The 23751-nt window shown below is 40.9% G+C and carries 18 protein-coding genes; 7 read left to right on the plus strand and 11 right to left on the minus strand.

Translation table 11 applies throughout. The features are described from left to right. A partial coding sequence (locus tag QNI22_RS34710) for a PAS domain-containing sensor histidine kinase (protein ID WP_314518449.1) occupies positions 1–2734 on the minus strand: 2734 nt, incomplete at its 3' end. Positions 2735–3272: 538 nt separating this feature from the next. Between QNI22_RS34710 and QNI22_RS34715 the strand changes: the two genes are divergently transcribed. The 3 genes from QNI22_RS34715 (at position 3273) to QNI22_RS34725 (ending at position 5846) form a co-directional block, all read left to right on the plus strand. Then, positions 3273–3680: a hypothetical protein gene (locus tag QNI22_RS34715; protein WP_314518451.1), complete on the plus strand. Its 408-nt coding sequence runs from the start codon at positions 3273–3275 to the stop codon at positions 3678–3680. Positions 3681–4101: 421 nt separating this feature from the next. Further along, entirely contained in the window at positions 4102–4998 is an 897-nt protein-coding gene (locus tag QNI22_RS34720) for a cyanophycinase (protein WP_314518453.1), read from the plus strand. A 443-nt stretch (positions 4999–5441) separates the two neighbouring features. Continuing rightward, entirely contained in the window at positions 5442–5846 is a 405-nt protein-coding gene (locus QNI22_RS34725) for a hypothetical protein (protein ID WP_314518455.1), read from the plus strand. A gap of 161 nt (positions 5847–6007) precedes the next feature. Here QNI22_RS34725 and QNI22_RS34730 read toward each other — a convergent pair whose 3' ends face one another. From QNI22_RS34730 to QNI22_RS34770, 10 genes are all read right to left on the minus strand, one after another. Then, positions 6008–6691, minus strand: a complete 684-nt coding sequence (locus tag QNI22_RS34730) for a porin family protein (protein ID WP_314035720.1) — start codon at positions 6689–6691, stop codon at positions 6008–6010. A 1343-nt stretch (positions 6692–8034) separates the two neighbouring features. Further along, positions 8035–8844, minus strand: a complete 810-nt coding sequence (locus tag QNI22_RS34735; RefSeq protein ID WP_314518457.1) for a polysaccharide deacetylase family protein — start codon at positions 8842–8844, stop codon at positions 8035–8037. 112 nt (positions 8845–8956) lie between these two features. Continuing rightward, positions 8957–9499 (minus strand): cupin domain-containing protein, encoded by a 543-nt coding sequence (locus QNI22_RS34740; protein WP_314518459.1) that lies wholly within the window; start codon positions 9497–9499, stop codon positions 8957–8959. Between the two features lie 163 nt (positions 9500–9662). After that, positions 9663–10031: a YbaN family protein gene (locus QNI22_RS40435; protein WP_419836264.1), complete on the minus strand. Its 369-nt coding sequence runs from the start codon at positions 10029–10031 to the stop codon at positions 9663–9665. Next, positions 10024–12351: a phosphotransferase gene (locus tag QNI22_RS34745; RefSeq protein ID WP_314518461.1), complete on the minus strand. Its 2328-nt coding sequence runs from the start codon at positions 12349–12351 to the stop codon at positions 10024–10026. Before QNI22_RS34745 ends, QNI22_RS40435 begins: the two co-directional genes overlap by 8 nt. A gap of 3 nt (positions 12352–12354) precedes the next feature. Further along, positions 12355–13152 carry a DEAD/DEAH box helicase family protein gene (locus tag QNI22_RS34750; protein WP_314518463.1) on the minus strand — a complete coding sequence of 266 codons (798 nt, stop codon included), beginning with the start codon at positions 13150–13152 and terminating at the stop codon, positions 12355–12357. Further along, a complete protein-coding gene (locus QNI22_RS34755; RefSeq protein ID WP_314518465.1) occupies positions 13149–13751 on the minus strand; it encodes an AAA family ATPase in 603 nt (200 codons plus the stop codon). The genes QNI22_RS34750 and QNI22_RS34755 overlap by 4 nt, the downstream gene beginning before the upstream one ends. Beyond that, positions 13741–15114 (minus strand): nucleotidyltransferase family protein, encoded by a 1374-nt coding sequence (locus QNI22_RS34760; RefSeq protein ID WP_314518467.1) that lies wholly within the window; start codon positions 15112–15114, stop codon positions 13741–13743. The genes QNI22_RS34755 and QNI22_RS34760 overlap by 11 nt, the downstream gene beginning before the upstream one ends. Then, a complete protein-coding gene (locus QNI22_RS34765) occupies positions 15107–17572 on the minus strand; it encodes a PEP/pyruvate-binding domain-containing protein (RefSeq protein WP_314518470.1) in 2466 nt (821 codons plus the stop codon). Before QNI22_RS34765 ends, QNI22_RS34760 begins: the two co-directional genes overlap by 8 nt. A gap of 619 nt (positions 17573–18191) precedes the next feature. Next, a complete protein-coding gene (locus QNI22_RS34770; RefSeq protein WP_314518472.1) occupies positions 18192–18761 on the minus strand; it encodes a chemotaxis protein CheB in 570 nt (189 codons plus the stop codon). Between the two features lie 341 nt (positions 18762–19102). On the opposite strand from QNI22_RS34770, the gene QNI22_RS34775 reads away from it, so the two are divergent. From QNI22_RS34775 to QNI22_RS34790, 4 genes are all read left to right on the plus strand, one after another. After that, positions 19103–19897 (plus strand): SDR family NAD(P)-dependent oxidoreductase, encoded by a 795-nt coding sequence (locus QNI22_RS34775; RefSeq protein ID WP_314518474.1) that lies wholly within the window; start codon positions 19103–19105, stop codon positions 19895–19897. Positions 19898–20175: 278 nt separating this feature from the next. Beyond that, the gene (locus tag QNI22_RS34780) at positions 20176–21066 is read left to right on the plus strand and encodes an NmrA family NAD(P)-binding protein (RefSeq protein WP_314518475.1); all 891 of its coding nucleotides are present in this window, start codon (positions 20176–20178) and stop codon (positions 21064–21066) included. Between the two features lie 12 nt (positions 21067–21078). Then, the gene (locus tag QNI22_RS34785) at positions 21079–21996 is read left to right on the plus strand and encodes a helix-turn-helix domain-containing protein (RefSeq protein WP_314518476.1); all 918 of its coding nucleotides are present in this window, start codon (positions 21079–21081) and stop codon (positions 21994–21996) included. A gap of 450 nt (positions 21997–22446) precedes the next feature. Further along, entirely contained in the window at positions 22447–23664 is a 1218-nt protein-coding gene (locus QNI22_RS34790; protein WP_314518477.1) for a hypothetical protein, read from the plus strand. Positions 23665–23751 lie beyond the last annotated feature (87 nt).

Here is a 23751-nt window from a genome sequence, read left to right on the forward strand (position 1 = left end):
CTGTATCTAGCACCTGATTCAAGGATACAGATTCGGTACGATCTTTCTGGTTTGATATTTTGGAAAATGACAACAGATCTTGGATTAAAACCGACATCCGCTTGGATGCTGACTGCATGCGTTCAAGAATAGGTATTCCATTCCCAAGTGAAGTTGCATATTCCTTCTTTAACAAATCTCCGAAAGCTTGAATCTTGCGAAGAGGTTCCTGCAAATCATGTGAGGCAATATAGGCAAACTTTTCAAGATTATCATTGGAGCGAGCCAGCAGTTGATTGGCTTCAAACAATTCATCATTGGTAGTAGCCAGTTCTTCATTGGTAGCGGCTAATTCTTCATTGGTTGTTGCCAGTTCTTCCGTACGCTTCTGAACCTGTTGCTCCAATACCAGTTGTGCAGAACGCCGCTCAGTTACATCCTGAGCCGTTCCAAACATTTTTACAGGTTTTCCCTGCTCATCAAAAAAGGTGCGGGCTTGTGCATGAATAATATATTTCTGGCCAGTGGTTCGGTTGGTTATTGCATATTCTTCATTGTAAATACCCCCCGATTCGGGATTGAGAGCCCAGGACATAGCCGTACGGATACGCTCCTGATCTGCGTTGGATAATACTGGATACACATCGTCTAGATCCTCTTCTTCAGGCAAGATACCAAACCATTCTCTGAGCCGATCTGAATAGGTGGTGCGGTTGGTAGCAGGGTCATAGGTCCAGGTTCCCAGTTGTGCCAGTTCAATGGCTCCCCGCATCATGGCTTCTGCTTCTTCTACTTTTTTGCGGGCAAGTACTAGATTGGTTACCTCAATGGCCGCTATGATCACTCCATAAATCTGGCCATTTGTGTTGGTAAGCGCCTTATACGTGTAATTGTAATAGCCTGTATAAGGGATTCCAAACCGTAGCAGGTCAAACCGTTCTTCCGGCTCATGAAACGTTTGTCCTGTGGTATATACATGCTGGAACCGGTCAGGTAAAGAGGTAGATCTCAGTTCGGGGATAGCTTCCAGAAGGGGTTTGCCTATAATGGATTCATCCCGTCCTATCATCTGAAGCATGTTCTCATTGATGGTATGGATCAACATCTGCTCAGTGGTCAAAACCATTTTGGCAACAGGTGAATTGTAGAAAATGGTTCTGGCGAACAATTCACTTTCTTCCAGTTTCTGGCGGTATATTACTTCATCTGTTACCTCAACTGCCATATTCAATATGGCATAAACCTGCCCCTTTTCATCTCTCAGTGGCTTATAGATAAAATTGAAGTAGAAACTGTCCAATTTGCCTCTTACTACAAGATCTGCTCGCATCTCCCGGGCATGATACACCTGACCTGTCTTATAAATCTGAGCCAATATATCCAGAAAGGGTTGTGACTCCAGTTCGGGCAAGGCATCGGCAAGTCGCATTCCTCGTACACTTTCATCTTTCCCCCATAGTTCAATCATCGTCTGGTTAGCTGTATCTATAATCAACTCTTCTCCACGATAGAGAGCTGTAGCAAAAGGAGCCTCTTCTATAAGAGAACGAAACTTGGCCTCACTGGAAGCCAGAGACTTCTGTGATAAAGTCTGAGTGGTCACTTCGTTGGCTAGTACCATTATCCCAGATACTTTGCCAGTAGCATTGCGTAAAGGGGTGTAGGCAAAATCAAAATAGGCATCTTCTAGTTTTCCATTGCGTTGCAGTTTAGCCAAGGTACCCACTCCCACAAAAGGTTCTGCGGTATGATAGACATGTTGTAACAATTCCCAGAATCCCTGTCCTTCCAGCTCAGGCAATGCTTCCATTAATTTCATGCCTATGATAGAACTATCTTTGCCCCACAAGTCAAACATTCGCTGATTACCTACCTCGATAATCATATCGGTTCCTTTCAGCAACCCCAATCCCATAGGGGCTTGCTCTACAATATTGCGGAATCGCTCTTCACTCACTTGCAGTTCCAGGCGAGCCTGCACCTCCAGAGTGATGTCCTGAGCGATGCCGGCAAAGAAATAGGGAGTATGGTGCTCATCATACTGGTAGGTTCCCAGGACTCTGACCCAGTGTATAGATCCATCGTCCCAGATAAAACGAACTTCGTATCGAAGTTTTCCTGATTGAGCAGCTTCCTGGTAAGCTTTGTCGCGAAGGGGAATATCATCCGGATGCAAGTGCTTTATCAGAAAATCCCGGTTTACCAGTTTTTCGGTTCCAGTCATAATCCTGGTCAGTGTCAGTGAATGTTCCATGTAATTATCTGCCATTCGAATGGTAAACCATCCTGCAGAAGCCCCTTCGAGGGCTAACTCTGACAAGTGCTCAAAAGCAGCCGCCTGTTTTTGTGACTCAATCAGTTCTGTTACATCCTGTGCAGTCCCTATAAACCGATAAGGATTACCTTCCGCAGTAAAACTGGTTTTGCCTTTACAGTGTATCCAGCGAACTTTTTTATCCTCAGCACTAATAGTACGAAAGCGAATATTATAAGGAACGTACTCAGCAAGTGTAAGACTCTGGCTGACTGCCAGTTTTACTTTTGCATGATCTTCCGGATAAATATAGTTAAACAGGTCATTATAAGAAGGAGCTTCTTCAGAGGGAAAGCCATATAGTTCTGTGCACCGATCATCCAAATAGACTTTATAATCAACCAGATCTAACTCCCATCTTCCTATCTCAGCTAATTGCAATGCCAATTCAGACCAATTTTCCTGTTCAGAGAGCCTTTGCTCAAAAAGATTTTTACTCATAGGTAGTAGTGATGTAACAAAGGTCAGCCAATTATGTCTTCGTGCAGGTAAGACATTGTGCAGGCCAAATATAAATATTTCCAGATAAATCACTCAAGATAAAATATACTCATGCACTAACATTTTCATATATTTTTTTCTACAATTTCCCCTGCTAAGGCTAACTGGAAATATGGTCAGAATAACCAGAATGGACTTGGTACAAACACTCGTTTTGAAAATCAGGTACTAGCCGCAGCAATTGTAACTGTGAAACAAGTTTACATGGGTGCTTATTTTTCAGCTGGCTTCTGATTTGGGTTTCACTCATCGTAAAAAAGTGCTTTTACTATTAACAACCATATAGGTAAAACTTTTTTACCCAGTGCTATGCTAACACATATACGTTCTACTGAAATGAGTATTTATATCATACTTCTGCTAGGTGCTTGGAAGTCTTACCAGGTATATTTCTATTTTGTGCCTGAAATGTCTAAAAACGGGCATGTTTTTTACCGCTATTATGCCAGACGTAAAGGTTTAGCATAGGAGTTATACAATGAAAATATTTGAAGCAAAAGTAATGAGGAGACCTTATTACTGGTCTACCTGCCGCCACAAATTTACTATCAGCAAGTTGCATTTGCAGAAACTGAAATATTATCCAACTCATCCTATTGATAGGTTTTCCCAAAGGCCACAAGCACAAATCCCTACTTTGATAAACTATCGTTTCATAGAAGATGAGTCTGGAATCTTTTCTAAACATGCCTGGCAGAAGAACAATGCAGTCCCAATAGGAGAATCCCTGGCCCGTGAGATAGAAAAGCTGGCAAAAAGCCGTAGTGGTTTTGTCAGTACCTGCTCAGAAGAAAAGGTAAGTATCTTTTTTGCCTCTAAAACAGACTTATTTATAGTAACTGCCACTTTGCACATAAAAAAGTATTGGTTAAAAACGCCAGTCTAAAATGTAAGAGGAATAAGACTTTAGGCTCCGATACATTGTTATATACAGTCATCTCCACTGGCAGGATTCCTATAATATAAGCCGAAAGCTTTTTGCAGAAATAGTCTTCCTGTAGTCCGCATCTCACATAGGTATTCCTACCTCTGGCAATAAACATGGCTGGATATTCATCCTTCCAGTTAGAGGATAAGTGATTGTGTAAACACCGAAAATGCATGGCGGAACAAGCTCGCTTCTGACTGAAATTGACATGCCATATCAGAAAGGTGCAGATGAGGGCTTTCAAAAAGTAACAACTTACAAATAAGGGTACACAAAAAATTCTCTGGCGATAGGGATCTGTTTGGTTACAGAGAAAACACTCCATAAGTGATCATTGAAAAACTATTATCCATTTGTTTTATCTAAAATAACCTACTATATGCAAGAAGTTCCTAAAGGAAAATTATTGATTATAGGAGGAGCCGAAGATATCGGAGATCCTCAAAAGTTGTCATGTGCTCAGGAAGAAAGTCGAAACTTTCAAAGCTTTGAAGTATTACAAGAACTACTTCCTGATAATTCCAAAGCCGATTATCGGATCGAAGTAATTACCACAGCTTCGGAAGAGCCAAACGAAATGGGCAAAAAGTACCAGAAGGCTTTTGAACGAGCCAACATTTCCAATGTAGGTATTATCCATATTAGCAACCGCGAGGAAGCCAATGCACCTGCTACAATCAAACGTATCGAGAAGGCCAGTGCCGTGTTTTTCAGTGGTGGAGATCAGTTTCGTCTTTCTACTATACTGGGTTCCTCTCAACTAATGGAGGTTATCACCCGAAAGTATATCCGGGAACCTGGCTTTATTGTAGGAGGTACTAGTGCCGGAGCTATGGCGATCTCGTCAGTGATGATCTATGAAGGGGATAGCCACAAGGCACTACTGAAGGGAACTGTAAAGATTAGTTCTGGCCTTGGGTTGATAGATCATTGCATCATAGATACACATTTTATTAACCGTGGACGGTTTGGACGGCTGGCAGAATCCATTATCACGAACCCTGCCTGTATAGGGCTGGGCCTTGGTGAAGATACAGCATTGGTTATTTATGATGGCAATAAAGCCGAGTGTTGTGGTTCGGGAATGGTCGTAGTAATCGATAGCAAAGAACTGGGACATACCAACATTGCGTATGTAGAGAAAGGAACTCCTTTATCTGCTGAAAATCTGACGGTGCATTTGTTGACGAAAGGAAACGGATTTTCGCTTAAAGAACGGAAATTTATTCCGGCAAAAAAGGATATGGAACTGGAGGAAAGCATCCGATCTCATTAGATTATCACCTTATATCAGATCGCATCTCATTCGATGACGGGTATTTTTTCAGTTTGACAGGTACTGCTCCATATATACATGAGCAGTACCTGAAAAAAGAATTTCGGGATCACTAGAAAAAAGCGCCCAATGTACAGGTGTGTTCTCAATGCGGAAGTCCACAACCAGCAGGTCAACAAACTTGCCCGGTTTGTAATCACAATACATAGAAGAGGCCATCATTTCTTAAGTGATAGGCAGGTAATGGAATACCTGACTGCATCCAATCTAAAAACAAATCCTCTGTATCAGTAACCGGATAGGAAGTTATCTACCATAAATAGATCCTTATCAATACGTATTTATACGTTCATTAATGCGTATTTATACGTATTGATGGGATTTATTTTTACTTCGTTATTGGCGGACAGTATTTTATAGACATACTCCTCTTTATTTAACAAATGGACGACGCCATTACGAAACCGCAAACAGGTGATATTGTTGAAGGTATCTTGTCTAATACTCGTATGACTATTATTCACATCACTTCCGACAATATATTTTCGCAAGAGATTCTTCATTGTGCCTATTTTGACAAAAAGCATTATATGAAAATAGAACTCTATCAGCCAAATGAAGTCAGATTCCTGTTACATCCAAACGATGGGAGGCAATCTCAACGTGAAATAAACATACACGATAGAGTGCTCCTCAACCACCAGAACTGTTCAGAACGTCCAGTTATGAAAATTACAAACTTTACAGAAAGTGAGAATATCTCACATGCTATCTGCGAGTGGCTAACGTTGGAGGGAGATATAGACCTTGAAATTCTCCCTCTGACAGCTTTAAAGAAAACAATGTAAGAAACACTTTCTGAGTGTAATTCACATACTACATTCAAAGAAACTATATAGTAAGAGCCTCATGTAGAATACGACAGAAAGAGGTCCTTAAAATGCGGATGCAGCTTTTTTGTAAAGTGAGTATAAATAAATGCGTTGAAACCTGGCTGATATGTTGTGTGTTAAAAACCGAATCCTACATAAATCTGGAAGACGCTGTTTTTAGAGTCTCTTAGCAACCGACTGGCATTGGTAGAACCATTCAGGCTGATCCCTCCATCTTTTCCTACCTCACGCAAACCATAGTTATAACGGAATCCCAGTGTAGCTCCCTTCAGATCAAAACCGAGACCACCAGCCAGACCATAATCAATGCTGTTGAATTTGTCTTTATTTAATTCGGTTACTCCATCTATCGATCCATCATCGTCTACATCTTTTATATTCACATTCGTCAGAAAGGCCGCATACGGACCGGCGTGAATGTTGAGAGGGCCCAGATTTACCATCAACAGAATAGGTACCTGAATATATCCCAGGTTGAAGCGGTATTTACCACTGCCCTGTAAAAAATTGCTATACTCGGTTTCAGAGCCTACCAGTGTATATAAAACCTCAGGCTGTATGGATAAAACTTCTCCTGCAATGGGTGCCTTTAGAAATACGCCTGCATTGAATCCAGGTTTAATCTTTTCGTCTCCGACTTCTGTTTTATAAAAGTTGGAAAGGTTAAGTCCCCCCTTGATCCCAAATTTTACTCCATCTGCCTCTTGTGCATAGGAATAGGTACTCACACTTAACAAGGCGAGCAAACTGAAAGTTAGATGCTTAAACGCCTGTTGTTTGATTGCAAAAAGATTTTTCATGCTGGTTGTGATTAGTTAGTATAAGTAAACTTAGTTGTTGTAGCGATTGATTGTATATCAGTCAGATCCTACAGCATATAGGTATATTTCGTTTTGCATACCCAGGCAATCTGTTTTCAATACCACTCTATACCAGTACCTGATACAATGAATCATTCTGATACAGTTTAGGTCCGTATCTATACTGTATCGCGCCTGTTCAAACACATCTGCAAAAAGCAGAAACTTTAATCTCATACCCAGATCCCTAAAAGCCTATTGGATGAGTCAATGAGTATAAAATCTGTGAATTGTTATATACGAAAGAAAGTATAGTGTTGGAAATGAACTAATAGGTATGCCTTTCTGTGAAAGAAAGGGTAGTAGAAAAGAAAGTAGAAAAAGTTACCAGCATAGCAATAACTCTTTCTTTCAATTTTCTATAGACATCACTTTATATTTTATCTCAATATTCTATCTCAATTTAAGGAGTACAGTCAGTGAATCTCTGTTAGTGGAAGCATTGGTAAGACACAATACCCAACAAAGAGGATCAATTACAGTCTGTCAGTTAGATTCCTGAAAGACAATACACCATACTTCTGCTAATAATATGATAAAACAATGCCACTAGACCAGTAAATAATTTAGATCAACCGTTTATGTGGCAAATACTTAAAATGCAAAACAGGTATTTTGTGCAGATAAAATCTTCCTTATAGGCTTATTCTGAACGTTCACACATTGCATTTCATACACAGATTACTGCAATCAACAGAAACGTATACTGATGCAGGATGTGGTAAATACTTATCACAAGCTTCTTTGTGATGAATACTTGTTGTTTATACCTGTTGAGGTATAGATTTTATGAAGAACAGGCAAAAGAAGTGTTGATTTTTAGTACGGAATTAATTTCTCATCAGAGACTTTATGCTACAGGTTTTTTGATTGAGAAAATTTTTGGAGTTATACTATAGCCTTGTCTGCTTACTGTCTAACTGCAACAGCCAGACATTCACATTGAGTGGACTGATCCGTTTGGGTATGAGAAGTAGTTGAAACAAACCTGGAAAAGGTAATAAAAAAAGAGTCAACCCTTCTACAGTCGGGTTGCGTATTTTGAGTGAGTACCCAATTCAGATCCACTCTGTTTCATTTTTGTGATTAAAGTAATGGTAACAGACATTCTTAGTAAAGATAAGATGGTATACCATTAGAGCAATTCATCTACACAGGAAATAACAGATATAACTGATCTGGTATATGTAAGCCTGTAATTACTCATGGTGAGATGTATTGTTGAATAGATATATCTGATAAAGATCAGACCCATATCTACAAAAAGAAAGATAAAAAGGAGATCAACGAGTAGTTATACTATTCATAGCTTCAGAAAAGGTAATTACCCGGTAATGTTCTTTATTCGCATTCAGATATTGTAGAAAACGCTTGTGTGTCTCTTTGCTTACCTGAAAAAACTCTCCGCCAATGCCATGAAACTGATAAATACCCATTCCGCCTGCTTGTTTTACCTTTTCGGCAAAGGCAATTAGTTCGTTCAGTGTGGTTCCGTCTTCCACCAGCCAGCTCGGTACCTGCATTGGATTAAGGGTTTTGTAATCAGTAACTATATTGGTACGGTCACCGCCACCTCTGGCATAACTGATCAGACCTGTCTTTTGTAGTTCGGTAGAGTAGTCTTTTCCTTGCACTATCACATTATTGCAGGGATAGGCAAATGTTCGTTTGGCTTTCTTCTGATCCAGTAGTGTGAGTAATGCATTGGAGAGAGTCACTTCTTCCAAAATGCGTGTAAGGGTATATTGCTCAATAGCCACCTGCTTTTCCCAACCTAGTTTTTCAGGGCAAGGATGAAACAGTGTATGATTACCCAACTCATGTCCTTTCTGTGCAGCCTGTTGCCAGCCTACTACTGCTGGAGAAGCTTTTCCAAGAACATCCGATGAGCCCGCAATGGAATTCAGAAAAAATGTAGCTTTCAAGCCAGCCGAGTCCAGTTGTGGTACAGCTACCGACAAGTGAGAGGCCAGGCCGTCATCATAGGTAAGACAGATGATTGCTTTTGCAGCAGGCTTTTTGCCAGAGCTATTCGTCTGTGAAAAAGCACTCACAGAAAGTACCACACAATAAAGAAAGATAACCTGTTTCATTTGGACGCTGCCTGGTGATGCTGTATGGTGAGGATTACTTTTGTTGATTTAGCCTGTATTGTTTACCACTCTCTGAGAGGAGCTTATTGTAATTTCACTATCTGGTAATCACTTAATCCGGAGACAAAGCCGGGCCTACAGCTTCCATGTGATGTTTTATCAGCAACGCTTTCTTTTGCTCCGGTGTTGGGCTTTTCAGCTGGATAATCTGTTCAAAATATTCTTCCATAGTTCCGGCTGGCTGATGAATCAGAAGCAAGCGACCAACAGTATCGCTGGTTTTGACAAAGGTGTGGGCCACTCCACGAGGACCAAACACACTATCGCCAGCTTTGAGCCGAAAGATGTCCTGTCCGATCTGTACTTTAAACTCTCCTTCCATGACAAAAAACCATTCGTCCAGGTTGGTATGTTTGTGTAAAGGTGGTCCTATCTTCTCGAACCGGGTAGTATCATAGATACTCATTGCCCCGTCGGTATCCTTTCCGGAAACTTTCAAATCAAAGCGGGCTCCCAGATACATAAAACTCTTGTTAAACCGGTCCTTTCCGGCATCTACCCGGATGCCTTTGTCAGGACGGTCGTTGGCAAACGAAAGGGGAATAAACGAAAACGGTGCCAGTGCAGGCAGTGAAAGAAAAGATCGGCGGTGCATAGACGGTGCAGGCTAAGGAAAAGAAATACATGTTAAGGAATAGATAAAGCCCAGGAAAGATAAATAATCAGAAAAGGATTGTCTATAACCCTTTTTACAACTAGATACCAAATCTTTCCTGTTTGCTTGTTTCTATTCGGTGATCTCAGGGACAGTAATACATCTATTTCTTATAGAAATTCCAAATGATGACACTACTTATAATGCCTCCTACATTTATAAGAATTATGATACTAAAATGAGGTTTTATAATGACCTGAGCAACAATTAGTGATATCCACAACTGCGAAATCACAAACCATATAGCGCCTTTTGACGCATTACCACTACTATACTTTTTCAATATGGCGCCAATATATTTCCGGTCTGAAAGCCATTGGTAAAGTTTAGGCGATCCTTGGAGGAAACAATATCCTGCTAAAAGTATAAACGGAATTGCTGGTACGCCTGGTAATAAAACACCTATGTAAGCCAACACAAGGGAAACAATCCCCAAAAAAAGGAACAAGCATTTATACAAACGGCTATTCATACCTCTTGTTAGCCTCTATCATTGCTTCTATATGCGAGAGCATGGCAAAGCAGTTATCCATTACCCTATCAGGAAACTTAAGTTTCATTAAAATCTCAGACACCTTATAAAAAGACATTCGACATATCATAAACTCTTTCAGGCCATACACATATCCTTGCAGCCATTCGTTATCCTCAAGGTTCTTTCCCCAAATATCAGCATGTAAACCAAGATTTTCTTTCAGTACACTTATATCATTACGATCAACCAGGACAAAAGCCAGGAACTCTACGATATCACGATGAGGTATGTTCTTTACTGCTAGTTCCCAATCATAAATACACACCTCTGCATTGCTCCGGATACCGACATTTCTAGGATTAAAATCATTGTGGATCACACAAACAGGCCATGAATTTTCTATACTTTGTGTGATATCCTTCAAAAAACCAGGGAGTTTTTTAAACTGACCGCTACGTTCAGAAGACGCTTCCTCTTTTAGAATGATAGCAATCAGTTTTTCATAAAGGGGGACCAATTGTGAAGGATCAAAGCGACGAATAAGATGATCAGGGACCTGATTTTCTCCAGAATAGTAATGTTGGTGTATCTTTGTAATAGCTTCAATTACCTTCTTCACATCTTCAAGTCTCCACATTTCTGGCTTGTTTTCGGTATTAAACAGGTGCATAGCATCAGACTGAAGGTATTCCATAGCCAACAGGTATATTTCACGCTGCACATTTTCTTTTTTTCCAAAATATTTTGGTGTTATGCAAAAGCCGCTGTTGTGCAGGTCCTCATAAATAAAAAGTTCTTTCAGATGGCAGTTATAATACTCGGTATGATTGCGGTAGGCATAGATAAGGTCAGATAGTGCCGGTTCTATAGCAGCAGCCAAACTATGCAGCCCCTTTATTATATCCTGGTCGGATGCTTTTGATTTGATAAGCAGCGAAAGATTGTGCTGGGGGCCTGTAGCTGTAAAAGGGAAAAAGCCAATAAGCTTATTACTGGTCTTGCTGGTAAGGTTTGTAATGATGCCATTTTCCATTTCTTTCTCCACAAAAGAAACATTCAGACTAGCATATTCTGCGTGCACACTGCCCATTATGCCCCTGACCAGGCTTTGATTAAGTTCGGTCCGGGTAAGCCAATTTACCGGTTTATTGCGTCCAAGTTTTTCGTGGGCTTTGGCAAATGCCCCACTTACAATGGCGGCGTAGGTAGAAATTTCGAGCGACAGAGCAAATGCGGCTATCAGTTGGGCAAAGCGTTGCAACTTGCCTTGTCCATAGCACTTCATTAATTCCAGCATTTCTTTTTGTTTGGGGACTGATGTGCCCCCTCCTACCGTACCTACAACCAGCGTAGGGAGCACAAGAGATATATAGAGTCCGTCATCGGTTTTTTCCAGGTGCAGCATACCCACAGACGACTCATGAACACAGCCCAGGTCCTGCCCTGTAGCGGCAAATATGGCCGCTATTGTGTTAGCCACATTGATATTGTAACTAAACATATTATCATTGTTTGCAAGTGCTACAGATGGTGTAAAACAGTTTACAATGTCCTGCGACGTAGTGCGCAGGACATTTTCTATAACGGCCTCTTTCAGGTAGCATTCTGCCATTACCCGCACACCCCGGCCATTTTCAACCGAATAGGATGAGACTTTTTTATCGGACGAGCCATTGCCTTCAATAACATAGTTTTTAATGGCTATACCTGTTTCTGTGGTAAAATGGCTAACAATAAACAGCAATGCATGCCAGGTACAAGTGGTGGTCATGTTTTGGCCGGAAGCATCGCCAGTACGGTAAAAAAAACGGGCATGCACTACAGTATCAGCCAGTACAGGTTCTATAGATAAAAGCCGCGCATGGTTAGAATGCTTTTGGGCTTCTTTTTTAATGTATTCAAACTTATCCGGCAGCCAGTTGTAAAACGTTCCTGCATCGGCAGTACTATTAAAAATAAACATGGGGCAACGGCTCATTTTCTGGTGCACAAAGGTGGTAGCAATACCACCGCTCATGCTGGCTGCTTTTGCTCCCCGGTTCATACTTGCCACAAGGGCACCTTCTAAGGTTGCTGCCCCGGCATATACCCATTCTTTGCCGTCTTCTTCTATATGCAAAAGCGGCCCTACTAGCCCTATGGGTATTTCAACAGAGCCTATATAGGATTCTATTTTATTCTGTATATCAGAATGCAATAGCCCAGAAGCTGCGATATGTGTTGTAGAATAACCCTGTTCATCCAAATAATCCTGACGCAGCTTGGTAGAGTAAGGCGTTACCAGGCCCCTGCCGGGAACTATGGGATAGTTTTCCATAACTTATTGGTTAAGTATTTCATTAACAAGCCTTCCATAAAATCGGTCAAGGCTTTCGAACTGTGAAGCATGAATGTATTCAACAACTGTTTTATGGCGTATGGCAACAGCGTCAAACAGACTATCGTAAATTTTATCAAACAGTGCCAGAATCTGAAGCTGTTCATGGGGTTCAGACACTTTTCTTGAGGCAATACGGTTTAAAAGTACACCAGGTTCAGCCTTTAAAAAGTAAATCTCATCAGGCAAACTGGTTTTAAATAATGCTCTGAGTTTCTCATCTGGCACAGTAGCATCTTTAAAACAATCATGTATAAAAGTAAATAGTGTACCTGCAGGGTCAGCAAGCCCTTTTACAGGAAGTAACGACAGTATAAAGCCCAATAGCTGACCATAGGCCTCATTGTAATAATCCAGACGTTCCCTTTTCAGACTACCCGGACTTATACGACCTGTATAAAATCTTGCATAAACAAGCGGGTCTACTAAAGGATGTCGCTCACATACCAGCACACGAGTAAGAGGGGTTACCATTTCATCTGCCAGCTTTTGGTAAAGCATCATGGCACCAAAGAGTGACAGGGCTTTCAGGTCGCTCCGGTTGTTCTTATCAGCATCTGCACCCATCTCATTTAAGAGTTTTGTGTGCTTTTTAAGTGCTGAGTCCTCTGGTAATACATCTTCGTCTATATGCGGCAGGGTCAACAACGTTACATGCTCAAGCTTTTGTGATTTTAATTTTGAGAATATCACGCTTTTGCCGCTTCCGTCTAAACCTGTTATAAGTATGGTTTTTATCATTCGGAGATATATTTAACAGCTAGCGCACACAGCTCCTCCGGTAGGAATGACGAATCAAGTATACACCAGTCTGATTTAGTATACGTTTCGAACTCAGCAATCAATCGGGTTTGAAACCCGATAAAATTTTCAGGGGTTGCGTCACGGCAGCCACACTCATATCGGGAGAATCGTTTTTTACGCACAGCGCTCAGTTCAGGCCTGTATGAAAGTAAAATGGTCTTATCGGGCACCGGCATGCGCGAAGCAAGGTACTGCACTAGTTCCCTGTCTGCACCCATTACTGTTTCGGAAGCAAAATATTTATAATAGTAAGCGTTTATAATGATTATCCTGGTGTCGGACTGCAACGCCTTATCTATTGCAGCCTGCATGGCATGCGCTAAAAACAACAGCCGTGCATTGGTGTCAAGCAGGCATAAATAGTCATCTACTGCCTTTTTACCGCTGAAGATCTGTCCGGCGGAGTTTTCCAGCATATCCCAAATGCTTACCTCCCAGGCATATGACCATTCTTTTTTAAGGCCGTTTATGAGTGTGGATTTCCCAGAGCCGTCGGCACCTGTTATGCAGATAAGGGTTCTTTTTTTATTGTACATTGCTTACAACTTTCTTTATTTCGGCGGGGTCAATGTTCTTTTTACGCAGGTAATCAAAGTATGAATCCTTAGCCAAGACATAGTTTACAGGAGACAGCATTACGTCAAAAAACAGCTTTACAAACAACAGACTGGTAACTTTCCACCCTACCTCTTCTGCAATTATGGCAAAGGAAAACCATGGCCCCTGTATCCTGCCTTTAATTTTGTTAGCAATAGTAGGGCTGTGAAACTTGTCTATAAACTTGAGACTGTGCCCGATGTCGGGAAAATACAACATCCTGAGTATTTTGCCATACAATGGCAGACGATGATGGAACTTAGGGAAAAGATTTATATAAATAACATTCTTTTCAATATCCTGAAAATAATCATTGTAGGAATTATGAATGTCTCCTGTTTCGGCAAACATCTCTTTTCTTTTCTTTAGCCTGGTGCTTATGAACGAAGAATCCTTTACTGGCATCCTTTCCAGCCAGGCCTTTGGTATGGTGTTGGTACACAAATTGCACATTTCGAGTGTAAAGCGAGCTTTTTCTGTCGCACCTGTTTTCTCTATCAAATCAAACAAGGCTTGTGTGTCAGCCACATTCCATGATGTGGCAGCAAGAAGGTTGTATACATCCATGCAATCACGTATACCGCATTTATATATTCCCATGTGCAGTATAAGGTGTAGCAGGTTATAAGCTGGCGATAGCTGCTTGCATAGTACAGTCTCAAAAGAAAAAGGCAATGCCGTGTCCCACGCATCCTGCATGTTTATAGTAAAGCTTGTTGTAGGTGATTTTAAACCCCATTGTGTGCCAATGATGCATGTAAAATCAGGACTGATAAACGGTATTGCGGTGTGACTGAATTTTGTTTCCTTTTCTTTTTCACCACTCCAGCCAAACCCCAATGGAATGAACCCAAGATCCAGGTAAATCTTATGTACCTTAGACCAGTCTTCTCTTTTTATAAGGATATCAAAATCATTCATTTTTTTGTATCCTGTATTACCATAAATGGTATTGGCAAATAAATTACCCTTCAGGATAATAAAATCGATACCGTTATCATTAAATGCTTTAAGGAATTGCAGTGCCTTAGCATTCCGTTTTTCATTCTCCAACTTAACCTTCTGATATACTGCCTCAAATTTGCCTTGCACATCTTCAGTAAATAATGTAGAAAGACTATATTTTTTAAGCTGAATATTCATCCACGGAGCCATCTTCCATTTAAGGCAATACTCAAAAAAAACATCCTGCTGTCTGGCGTCACCACACAAACAGGTTAATTGTTCCCTACAGAAATCAAGCTCAGCAGGCTTTATATCTACCTGGCTTACTAATGCTATAATTTTAAATGTACTATTCATGAGTAATAACTTTTTCAATAGAACCTGTGGCCCCATTTATTTTAATTTTTTCTCCGTGAATAATGGCTGTCGTTGCTTTTTTAACGCCCACGATAAGCGGTATTCCCATTTCCCTACACAAAATAGCCGTATGAGAAAGCAAACTGCCCCGTTCGGCAACAAGACCGCGGGCCCTGGCAAATACACCTATCCAGCCGGGCTCAAAAAAAGGTGCTACGAGTATTTTATCATTTACATCAAGGTCCTGAATATTCTGCACAGTTACCTGAACGGCCTCCCCTATAACAATCCCACTACTACATCCTGTACCTGATAGCTCGCCTTTTGGTAATGATTCTCGTTTTTCTATTGGATACAGAACACCTTCTATTTCATGGTAACGCACATAGCGATATTCATTCTGATAAAGCTCGTATTCCTCTTTCCGCTTACTGATAGTTTCTTTATAGCTTGTAATACCGGGATCTGTTAGTTCTTCAAAAGTGAGATAAAGCGAATCACCTGCCGAATGTATAAGCCCCTGATTGAGTAAGCACTTATCCATTTTCCTGAAAATCTGCCTTGCCATAGCAAATGACTTTGTTCGTATAAATCGGAAGTTTTCGCGGTCGCGCACCCGATTTATAGTAAACTTCAACCCCCAACTTAACAGCAAGTGCTTTAAAGGGTTATACCTGTATTGTTCTTTTAGAACCTTTTTATAATCAAACGGCTCTTTCTGCTCCCTTTTATGATAGGGAAGAGACAGATTTGCTTTTAGCAAGGCAATAAATTTTGATGGGCCTTCACGATAATTTACAGTTTCCATCTTCATTTCACCTTCATCACAACGTTCTCCATATTTTTTAAGGTAATTGGTAATCAACGCATACGATTCCGAATGGTGTACCTCTATGGCCTGCAAGGCCTTGGAACTATCTTCTTCGAGTAGTATCTTTTTCACCATTTCGTTATGGTGCAGCCTGTAAATAAGGTCTTGTAATGCCTTTACAATGTCAACCGATACCACATCGCCAATGCCTGCAATAGTATCATTAAGAAAGTTAGGGAACGTATCATTTAGGCGTGAACGTGACAATACTTTTTTAAACCCGTTATAGGATAGCATGGCAAAAAAGCCGTTTATCATAGGCGGATACCAGTAACGACCCAGGTTATACTCCATTTCTTTGTAAATAGCAATAAGCCCCTGATGGGTTTCGGCATCGAGGTTTCTTTCTTCAAACTGCCGACGTGTGGCCTCATATTGGGCCAGGTACTTCGCTTTATACTTGCCGAAGAATAAAATACTCTTTAGTAAATTTAAAAATAAGCGAGCATATACGATTGGTGAAGCCTTGGTAATAGGCTTACTAAATTTAGCCGGGTCAGCACCCAACATTTTTGTTATCATCTGGCTTGTATTACTGCCAAATGGCAACTGGTACAAAAGCTGCTGCCAAGCTGTAATATTATAATACATCCCCCCTTTTATACTGCCCACCATGCTATTAAATAAGCTTTTATTGCGCTCTATAAACACATTGCCAGACCCTAAAAACCTGCACATTTGCTTATAAGCCATACTGTATGAATGCAGCATGTAAGAACTTGTAAGTGGCAATGTTATACCTGGATAGTTTATGGACAGGTTCGAATTATCCCAAACAGTATAAGCACCTTTGGGCACTAATGACGTTATAGGGCGTACCTGCAACCAGTATATCCGACCATTATATAGGGTAAACTCTGTATCTACCGGAAAGCCTTTTAATTCTTCAAGTTTTTTTAGCTGTTGCCCAATTTCTTGCAGGTAGGGTGTTATACCCAAAAAAAGGGCATCGCCGGTAAGGGTTATGGGCTTATAACCACCATTAAAGACTTCCCCTTTATATGTTTCTTCTTTCGAAATTGCTTTTGGTCCAGTAGAAGACAATGTTATTTCCATGCCGTTTTCTTCACCCGAAACCAGTTTAAACCCCAAACCAGGTAGTATGTTTATCAAAGGGTGATCACCATCATGATCAAGCGGGTCAGTAGAAAAACCTACTCCTGAAATTTCTCCCTGAACCATCTTTTGCAATACAACATGAAAGCTAAAGCCATCACCCATATGATAGCCGGAAGTATTCACCTGTTTAAAACCTTCAATTACGTTTACCAAAGCAGCAGGCAGGCTTTTAGTGCTACAATTAAGCACAGTGGTAAATATACCTGCATAAGATTGGTGAGTTCCATCTTCTACTCCGGCACTGGATCGCAGCGCCCAAAGCGAGTTTTCATCGGGGTTGGTATTTTTTTTCCATGCCTCAAAAAAGGATTCTGCTGACAAACTACCTGCAAGGATATTCCGCACTGTATCATCAGGTATGATATAATACTGGGGAACAGTAAATCTGTTCCTTAGCAAGAAAGTAAGTCCGTCTGCCTTTCCTCCAAAAAACCGGTCTGGAATATTTTTGTATGAATAATAGTTCATTAACTGCGGGAACCAAACCTGGCCTTGTTAACTAAGATTATATATACTTGTTTTTGTAAACCCTACTTGCTAAAGATAAAGAAAACAAATCTTACAGAACAGCATACACAGTAAATTTTTCTGTATATTTTTTTCGGATTCTTCTCTCAGGTAACCAAAACAAGAATTATAAATAAAAAATGTTCCATTTAAGAGTGTTTTCCGGAAAAGAAATAGTATAAACCAGTGAGTAAACTTGTGGTGGCCATCATAAGTTTAGATACAGAAAATTCTGCGATCTCAGCAATTGACTATCTTCGCCCCAATAATGGAAAATTTTTACACAGCGGTATATACAGTATCAATCTGTATTAACTGCCCCATTTGTGAAGAGGAATACAAATATTATCTCTTTACTTCATTCAAACCAACTGGAAACAGGATTTAACTATTTGTATTGAGATAGATATAAGTGAATATTCAACTAGCGGTTATTATCTCCAATTAGGATACTCTATTATAGACATGCATCTGGATGATGAAAGAGCAATCTATCTACACATGTACTAATAGATATAACCAGTCCAGTATATGTAATCCTGGAATAATTTATGATGAGGGTTATTATTGAATAAATAGACTACAACATACGGGTCAATATCTCTGCCAGCTCTTCGGGAGTAGCTACCATATCCGGATGATTCTCCGCAATTATTGATGCGGGCATACTCTGAAACAGGGCTGTTTCGGGATGTTGTACGAATACAATGCCTCCTTGCTTCTCGATGGCTTTGACACCTGAAAGCCCATCCTTACCTGTACCTGATAACACAATGCCAATCACACGTCGCTGAAAAGCATAGGCAAGAGCTGTAAACCCTCTGTCGATCATCTGGTTGGTTTTATGTTGGGACAGGTAGGGTCTAAGTAAAAAAGCCTGGTTCTTAAAATCAAGCTGATGCCCTGGAGGTAACAGATAGGCACGCTCAGGCTTAGGAATAACCCCATTGTTTATCCAGCTAATGTGTAAATGTGTGCAACGTTTCAGCATCTTATCCAGCAGGCTCTCGTCATCAATAGACAATTGTGGAATAATCACAAACGATGCCCCTGCAGGCTTGGGTAAATGTGTCAAAAATGTTAGTAGTGCCTCAATCCCTCCTGCCGAAAAACCAATTCCAACAATTGGGTAGAATGTACTTTTATCCATGTGTTGTGCTCAGATTTTATGGTATACATACTATCCGTATAAATCCCAATAAAATTGTGCCTGTAAAATTATAAAGAAGAGGTTAACCATCTGGCTATAAGATTGTCAAGCATAATCACCTGAACACTAGGTGAGCTATATCACAAGTTATCTGTGAGGTACCTCACAGATAACTTGTGAGCTACTTCCTATGCCATGTTGGGTGAGTGAGTGAACTTTGCGGCATAAATCTGAAATACTCGAAGGCAGACGGAGTGAAATCCACCAACTGCCTAAGGGTGAGCCAGACAAGGGTAGTGTGGCTTACCCCAACTAAACGTAAAACAATTAATTAAAAAGAAATGGACTTACAACTGACAAACAAAACCGCATTTATCAGTGGTTCAACCGCAGGCATCGGCTATGCGATTGCAAAAAGACTGGCAACCGAAGGGGCAACAGTACTTATTAACGGTAGAACCCAGATTGCCATCGACAAAGCAGTAAACGAACTAAAAACAACAACTGGAAACCCGAATATATCTGGCATCATGGCAGATTTCCTGGATGTTGATCAAATAAATCAACTACTCAATCAGCTACCTCCTATCGATATTCTGATCAATAATGCAGGAATATTTGAACCTAAATCGTTTGTCGATATCACTGATCAGGAATGGTTACGTTTTTTTGACATGAATGTAATGAGTGGCATCCGGTTATCACGGCATTTATTCCCCAAGATGTTAGAAAAAAACTGGGGACGAATTATTTTTATTTCAAGCGAAACGGCTGTGTCCACAGCAAGTGAAATGGTACATTACAGCATGACCAAAACAGCTCAGATCGCTATCGGTCGGGGGATGGCCGAACTTACAAAAGGAACCGGTGTCACAGTTAACTCCATCCTGCCAGGCCCAACCAAATCCAGGGGGATCTCTGGGTTTATTTCCGATATGGCAGCGGTAAATACGATTACTGTACAGGAGGCTGAACAAAATTTCTTTAAAGATATTCGTCCTACTTCTTTACTCCAACGTTTCGCGTCTGTAGAGGAAATAGCAGATACTGTAGCCTATTATGCGAGTCCGTTAGCGTCTGCCACCAATGGCGCTGCTATTCGTGTGGAAGGTGGAACAATAAACACCATTATCTGATTATTTACCCCACTTTGACTTTTGTTTTTAACTTCTCTGTTTTCCTGAAAGAAACACCATCCTTCTTGCCCTTTCAGGAGGACAGAGAGGAAGTGGTGTCCTTTCCTTCTGGAAGAATATATTCCGGTTATCTTCTATTTACTCACATACCTCTTCTTTTATAAAAGGGAATACAGAATTCAAGAAACGGCTACAATAACGAGAGATTTGGCTACGTACTTTTCTTAGTCTCAGGCCAACTTTGCAGTATCATTTACTCATAAACCAACTAGGACAAAATGAATGTGATACTGACAGGCTCATTAGGGCATATTGGAAAACCACTTACAGAAGAACTGGTCCGAAAGGGCTATACTGTTACTGTTATAAGTAGTAAACCTGAAAAGCAAAAAGACATTGAGGCTCTGGGTGCTACTGCTGCCATTGGTTCGATAGAGGATGTTCCGTTTCTCACTACTACCTTTACGGGTGCAGATGTTGTATACTGCATGATCCCTCCTAACTATTTTCACGAAGCAGACCAGACCACCTATTTTAGCAGAATCGGAACTAAGTATGCGAAAGCCATCCAGCAGGCAGGCGTAAAGCGTCTGATTCACCTGAGTAGTTTTGGGGCTCATCTGGACAAAGGTACCGGAATGATTCTGGGAGCCTACCAGGTAGAGACCATTCTGAATACCCTCTCAGATGTAGCCATCACCCATATGCGGCCTACCTACTTTTATTACAATTTATATGGATTTCTGGATAGGATCAAAACAACCGGTATGATAGCAGCAAATTATGGCGGAGACGATACCATTGTATTGGTTTCACCAACAGATATCGCTATGGCAATTTCGGAAGAGATCCAGACACAAGCCACCCACCGAAAGATTCGTTATGTTGCCAGCGACCACTGTACAGGAAATGAAATTGCTTCCGTCCTTGGCAGTGCAATTGGAAAACCTGACTTACAATGGCACATTATTACAGATCAGCAAATGCAAGAGGGATTGGAAACGGCTGGTATTCCTAAAGAAACCGCAGCTACATTAGTTGAAATGTATGCCTGCCTTCGTAGCGGAGCTCTGGCTGAGGATTACTATCTGAAACAACCTGCCACATTGGGAAAAGTGAAGCTGACTGACTTTGCCAAAGAATTTGCAGCTGTCTTTAACCAGAAATAGCTATATTGAATTATGACTGACGGACATTTTCATCAAATCAGGACTACCAGTGACTATCATACGTTTCGGCAACTTGCCAAGCCACAACATCCCCTTATCAGTGTGATTAATGTGGAGGATATTCGCAATTTGCCTGTTGGAGAGGCTGCTACGCTGGTTATGGACTTATATTGCATTGCCCTGAAACGCAACTTTAAAGGCAAGATAAAATATGGCCAGCAGAAGTATGATTTTGATGAGGGAGTTCTGTTTTTTATGAGTCCTGGTCAGGTATTATCTATCGAAGCCACCGAAGAAGTATTCCATTCAGGGTGGATGTTACTTGTCCATCCTGACTTTTTGTGGAACACACCTCTAGCCAATACCATTAGACAATATGAGTACTTTTCCTATTTAGTACATGAAGCCTTATTTCTTTCTGAAAAAGAAGAGACAGTCATCACAGAGATTATCCAGCAGATTGAACAGGTATACCAGGCTCCAATAGATAAATTCAGCCAACCGATTATGATAGCTCACCTGGAAGTGTTGCTTTCGTATGCGGATCGGTTTTATCATCGTCAGTTTATTACCCGTAAAATCACTAATCACCAGATTCTGAACCGCCTGGATACACTTTTGACGAATTACTTCAATAGTGATGATTTGATTATCAAAGGATTACCAACTGTTCAGTTTGTTGCCGAATCGTTGAATGTATCACCTAACTACCTAAGCGTGTTGCTAAATTTATTGACAGGGCAAAGTACCCAACACCACATTCATGATAAATTAATCGAAAAGGCGAAAGAGAAACTATCCACTACGGATCTTTCTGTCAGCGAAATTGCCTATGCCTTAGGCTTTGAACACCCCCAATCGTTTAGTAAGTTGTTTAAGAATAAAACCAACTGTTCTCCTCTCGAATTCAGGCATTCCTTTCCCAACTAAATTTTCTTATAGTATCTCTTTCGATCTGGGTTAGAAGTCTTATTCGATCACGACGACTTCCTCTATGCCTTATTTCTTTCCTGATCCAATCATAAAATGGTATCAAACACTCTATTGATGATATAGCTATCATTGCCATGATACCATGCTTGTTCCAAAGCTTTTAATGGAATCCAACCTCACGGGCCTGAGCCATAAGTAAACTATATCATACCTTATTTCTATCCAGTTACTACACATTCCTACATAACGAGAAATCTGTTATGACACTGTACCTTTCATCATTTGTTATATTTTATGACCAAATAGTTATATACTTAAGAGTCCGTAATGAAGAGCTTTGTCGTAAATGGTGGCACTTTTCCATTGGGTCTCTCTATCCCAATGGCCACCATACAGTCAACTTTTATTTATTTTTTATTCACTTAGTTAAACCTTCCCTTACTACGTATGAAAAAAAAGCTATTGAGCGCATGGGTGCTCGTTCTTTTGCTCTCCGGTTGTGCAAAAGAAAAAGATGGTGCAGTTCAACCTATGGAAAAGGTTACTGCACAGGCTACAGCTACTATTGATGCAGCAACACCACAACAAACCATTAGAGGATTTGGGGGTGCCAGTATTCGTGGCTGGATTGCGGATCTGACAACGGATCAGCGAACAAAAGCTTTTTCACCAACCAATGGAATCGGAATGAGTATTCTTCGGGTCCGGATACCGCATAACAGTGCTGATTTTGCCGCCGAAAAACCAACTATTGATGCAGCCAAATCATTTGGAGCCACGGTAATCGCATCGGCCTGGACTGCTCCCGCGTCCATGAAAGACAATAATAATTTGGTGGGAGGTAAACTCAAAACAGATTCCTATGCATCGTATGCATCACATTTGCGGGCATTTAATACAGCTGTTGGTGGAGTGTATGCCATTAGCCCTATTAATGAACCCAATATTACCGTTAGCTATGAATCAATGAAAATGACTGCAACGGAGGTTGCCAGCTTCGTGGCTGCCCAGGGGGAGAATTGTGGGGCACCGATTATGGCACCAGAACCTTTCAATATGGACCAGACGTATATCAATACCTATTTGAGCAATGCGACAGCAAAAGCCAAAACAGCTTTTGTGTGTGGACATATTTACGGCCGCACACCGTATAACTTAGGTAACATCGGCAAGTCGGTTTGGATGACTGAACATTACACTAATTCATCCATCAGTGGAAATGACTGGAATAACGCCATGAATGCGGCCAAAGAAATCCACGATTGTATGAATGCCGGCTGGGCAGCCTATGTATGGTGGTATATTCGCAGATCATACGGACCCATCGATGAGAATAGCAATGTTACTAAACTAGGCTATATAATGGCACACTGGGCCAAATGGGTGCGGCCTGGATTCAGTAAAATTTCGTGTACGTCCAATCCTACTTCCGGAATCTTTGTAACTGCCTATAAGAGCGGTTCACGGATTGTCATTGTGGCTATTAATCAGAATTCATCTGCTACCAATCAGGCATTCAGTCTCAGTGGGGCAACAGTAAGCAGTTTCAGCCGTTACCAAACAACAAGTTCTGCCAATCTGGTTTCCAGCAGCCTTTCTGTTTCAGGCAACAGTTTCAATCTTACTCTGCCAGCCTCCAGTATTACTACCCTGATAGCCAATTAAAAGCTTCTGATTGGGTTGAAGACTCTAACCAGTTAGGTTGAGAATAGTAGCTTGAGAGTAGGAATGACCAGAACATTGAGTAGTATC

This window comes from Xanthocytophaga agilis (genome assembly GCF_030068605.1).
In the GTDB taxonomy this organism is placed as follows: Bacteria; Bacteroidota; Bacteroidia; order Cytophagales; family 172606-1; genus Xanthocytophaga; species Xanthocytophaga agilis.

Excerpts from the sequence above, each read along its gene's own strand:
- QNI22_RS34715 (WP_314518451.1), top strand. The coding sequence starts at position 3,273 with ATGAAAATATTTGAAGCAAAAGTAATGAGGAGACCTTATTACTGGTCT.
- QNI22_RS34720 (WP_314518453.1), top strand. The coding sequence starts at position 4,102 with ATGCAAGAAGTTCCTAAAGGAAAATTATTGATTATAGGAGGAGCCGAA.
- QNI22_RS34725 (WP_314518455.1), top strand. The coding sequence starts at position 5,442 with ATGGACGACGCCATTACGAAACCGCAAACAGGTGATATTGTTGAAGGT.
- QNI22_RS34730 (WP_314035720.1), bottom strand. The coding sequence starts at position 6,691 with ATGAAAAATCTTTTTGCAATCAAACAACAGGCGTTTAAGCATCTAACT.
- QNI22_RS34735 (WP_314518457.1), bottom strand. The coding sequence starts at position 8,844 with ATGAAACAGGTTATCTTTCTTTATTGTGTGGTACTTTCTGTGAGTGCT.
- QNI22_RS34740 (WP_314518459.1), bottom strand. The coding sequence starts at position 9,499 with ATGCACCGCCGATCTTTTCTTTCACTGCCTGCACTGGCACCGTTTTCG.
- QNI22_RS40435 (WP_419836264.1), bottom strand. The coding sequence starts at position 10,031 with ATGAATAGCCGTTTGTATAAATGCTTGTTCCTTTTTTTGGGGATTGTT.
- QNI22_RS34745 (WP_314518461.1), bottom strand. The coding sequence starts at position 12,351 with ATGGAAAACTATCCCATAGTTCCCGGCAGGGGCCTGGTAACGCCTTAC.
- QNI22_RS34750 (WP_314518463.1), bottom strand. The coding sequence starts at position 13,152 with ATGATAAAAACCATACTTATAACAGGTTTAGACGGAAGCGGCAAAAGC.
- QNI22_RS34755 (WP_314518465.1), bottom strand. The coding sequence starts at position 13,751 with ATGTACAATAAAAAAAGAACCCTTATCTGCATAACAGGTGCCGACGGC.
- QNI22_RS34760 (WP_314518467.1), bottom strand. The coding sequence starts at position 15,114 with ATGAATAGTACATTTAAAATTATAGCATTAGTAAGCCAGGTAGATATA.
- QNI22_RS34765 (WP_314518470.1), bottom strand. The coding sequence starts at position 17,572 with ATGAACTATTATTCATACAAAAATATTCCAGACCGGTTTTTTGGAGGA.
- QNI22_RS34770 (WP_314518472.1), bottom strand. The coding sequence starts at position 18,761 with ATGGATAAAAGTACATTCTACCCAATTGTTGGAATTGGTTTTTCGGCA.
- QNI22_RS34775 (WP_314518474.1), top strand. The coding sequence starts at position 19,103 with ATGGACTTACAACTGACAAACAAAACCGCATTTATCAGTGGTTCAACC.
- QNI22_RS34780 (WP_314518475.1), top strand. The coding sequence starts at position 20,176 with ATGAATGTGATACTGACAGGCTCATTAGGGCATATTGGAAAACCACTT.
- QNI22_RS34785 (WP_314518476.1), top strand. The coding sequence starts at position 21,079 with ATGACTGACGGACATTTTCATCAAATCAGGACTACCAGTGACTATCAT.
- QNI22_RS34790 (WP_314518477.1), top strand. The coding sequence starts at position 22,447 with ATGAAAAAAAAGCTATTGAGCGCATGGGTGCTCGTTCTTTTGCTCTCC.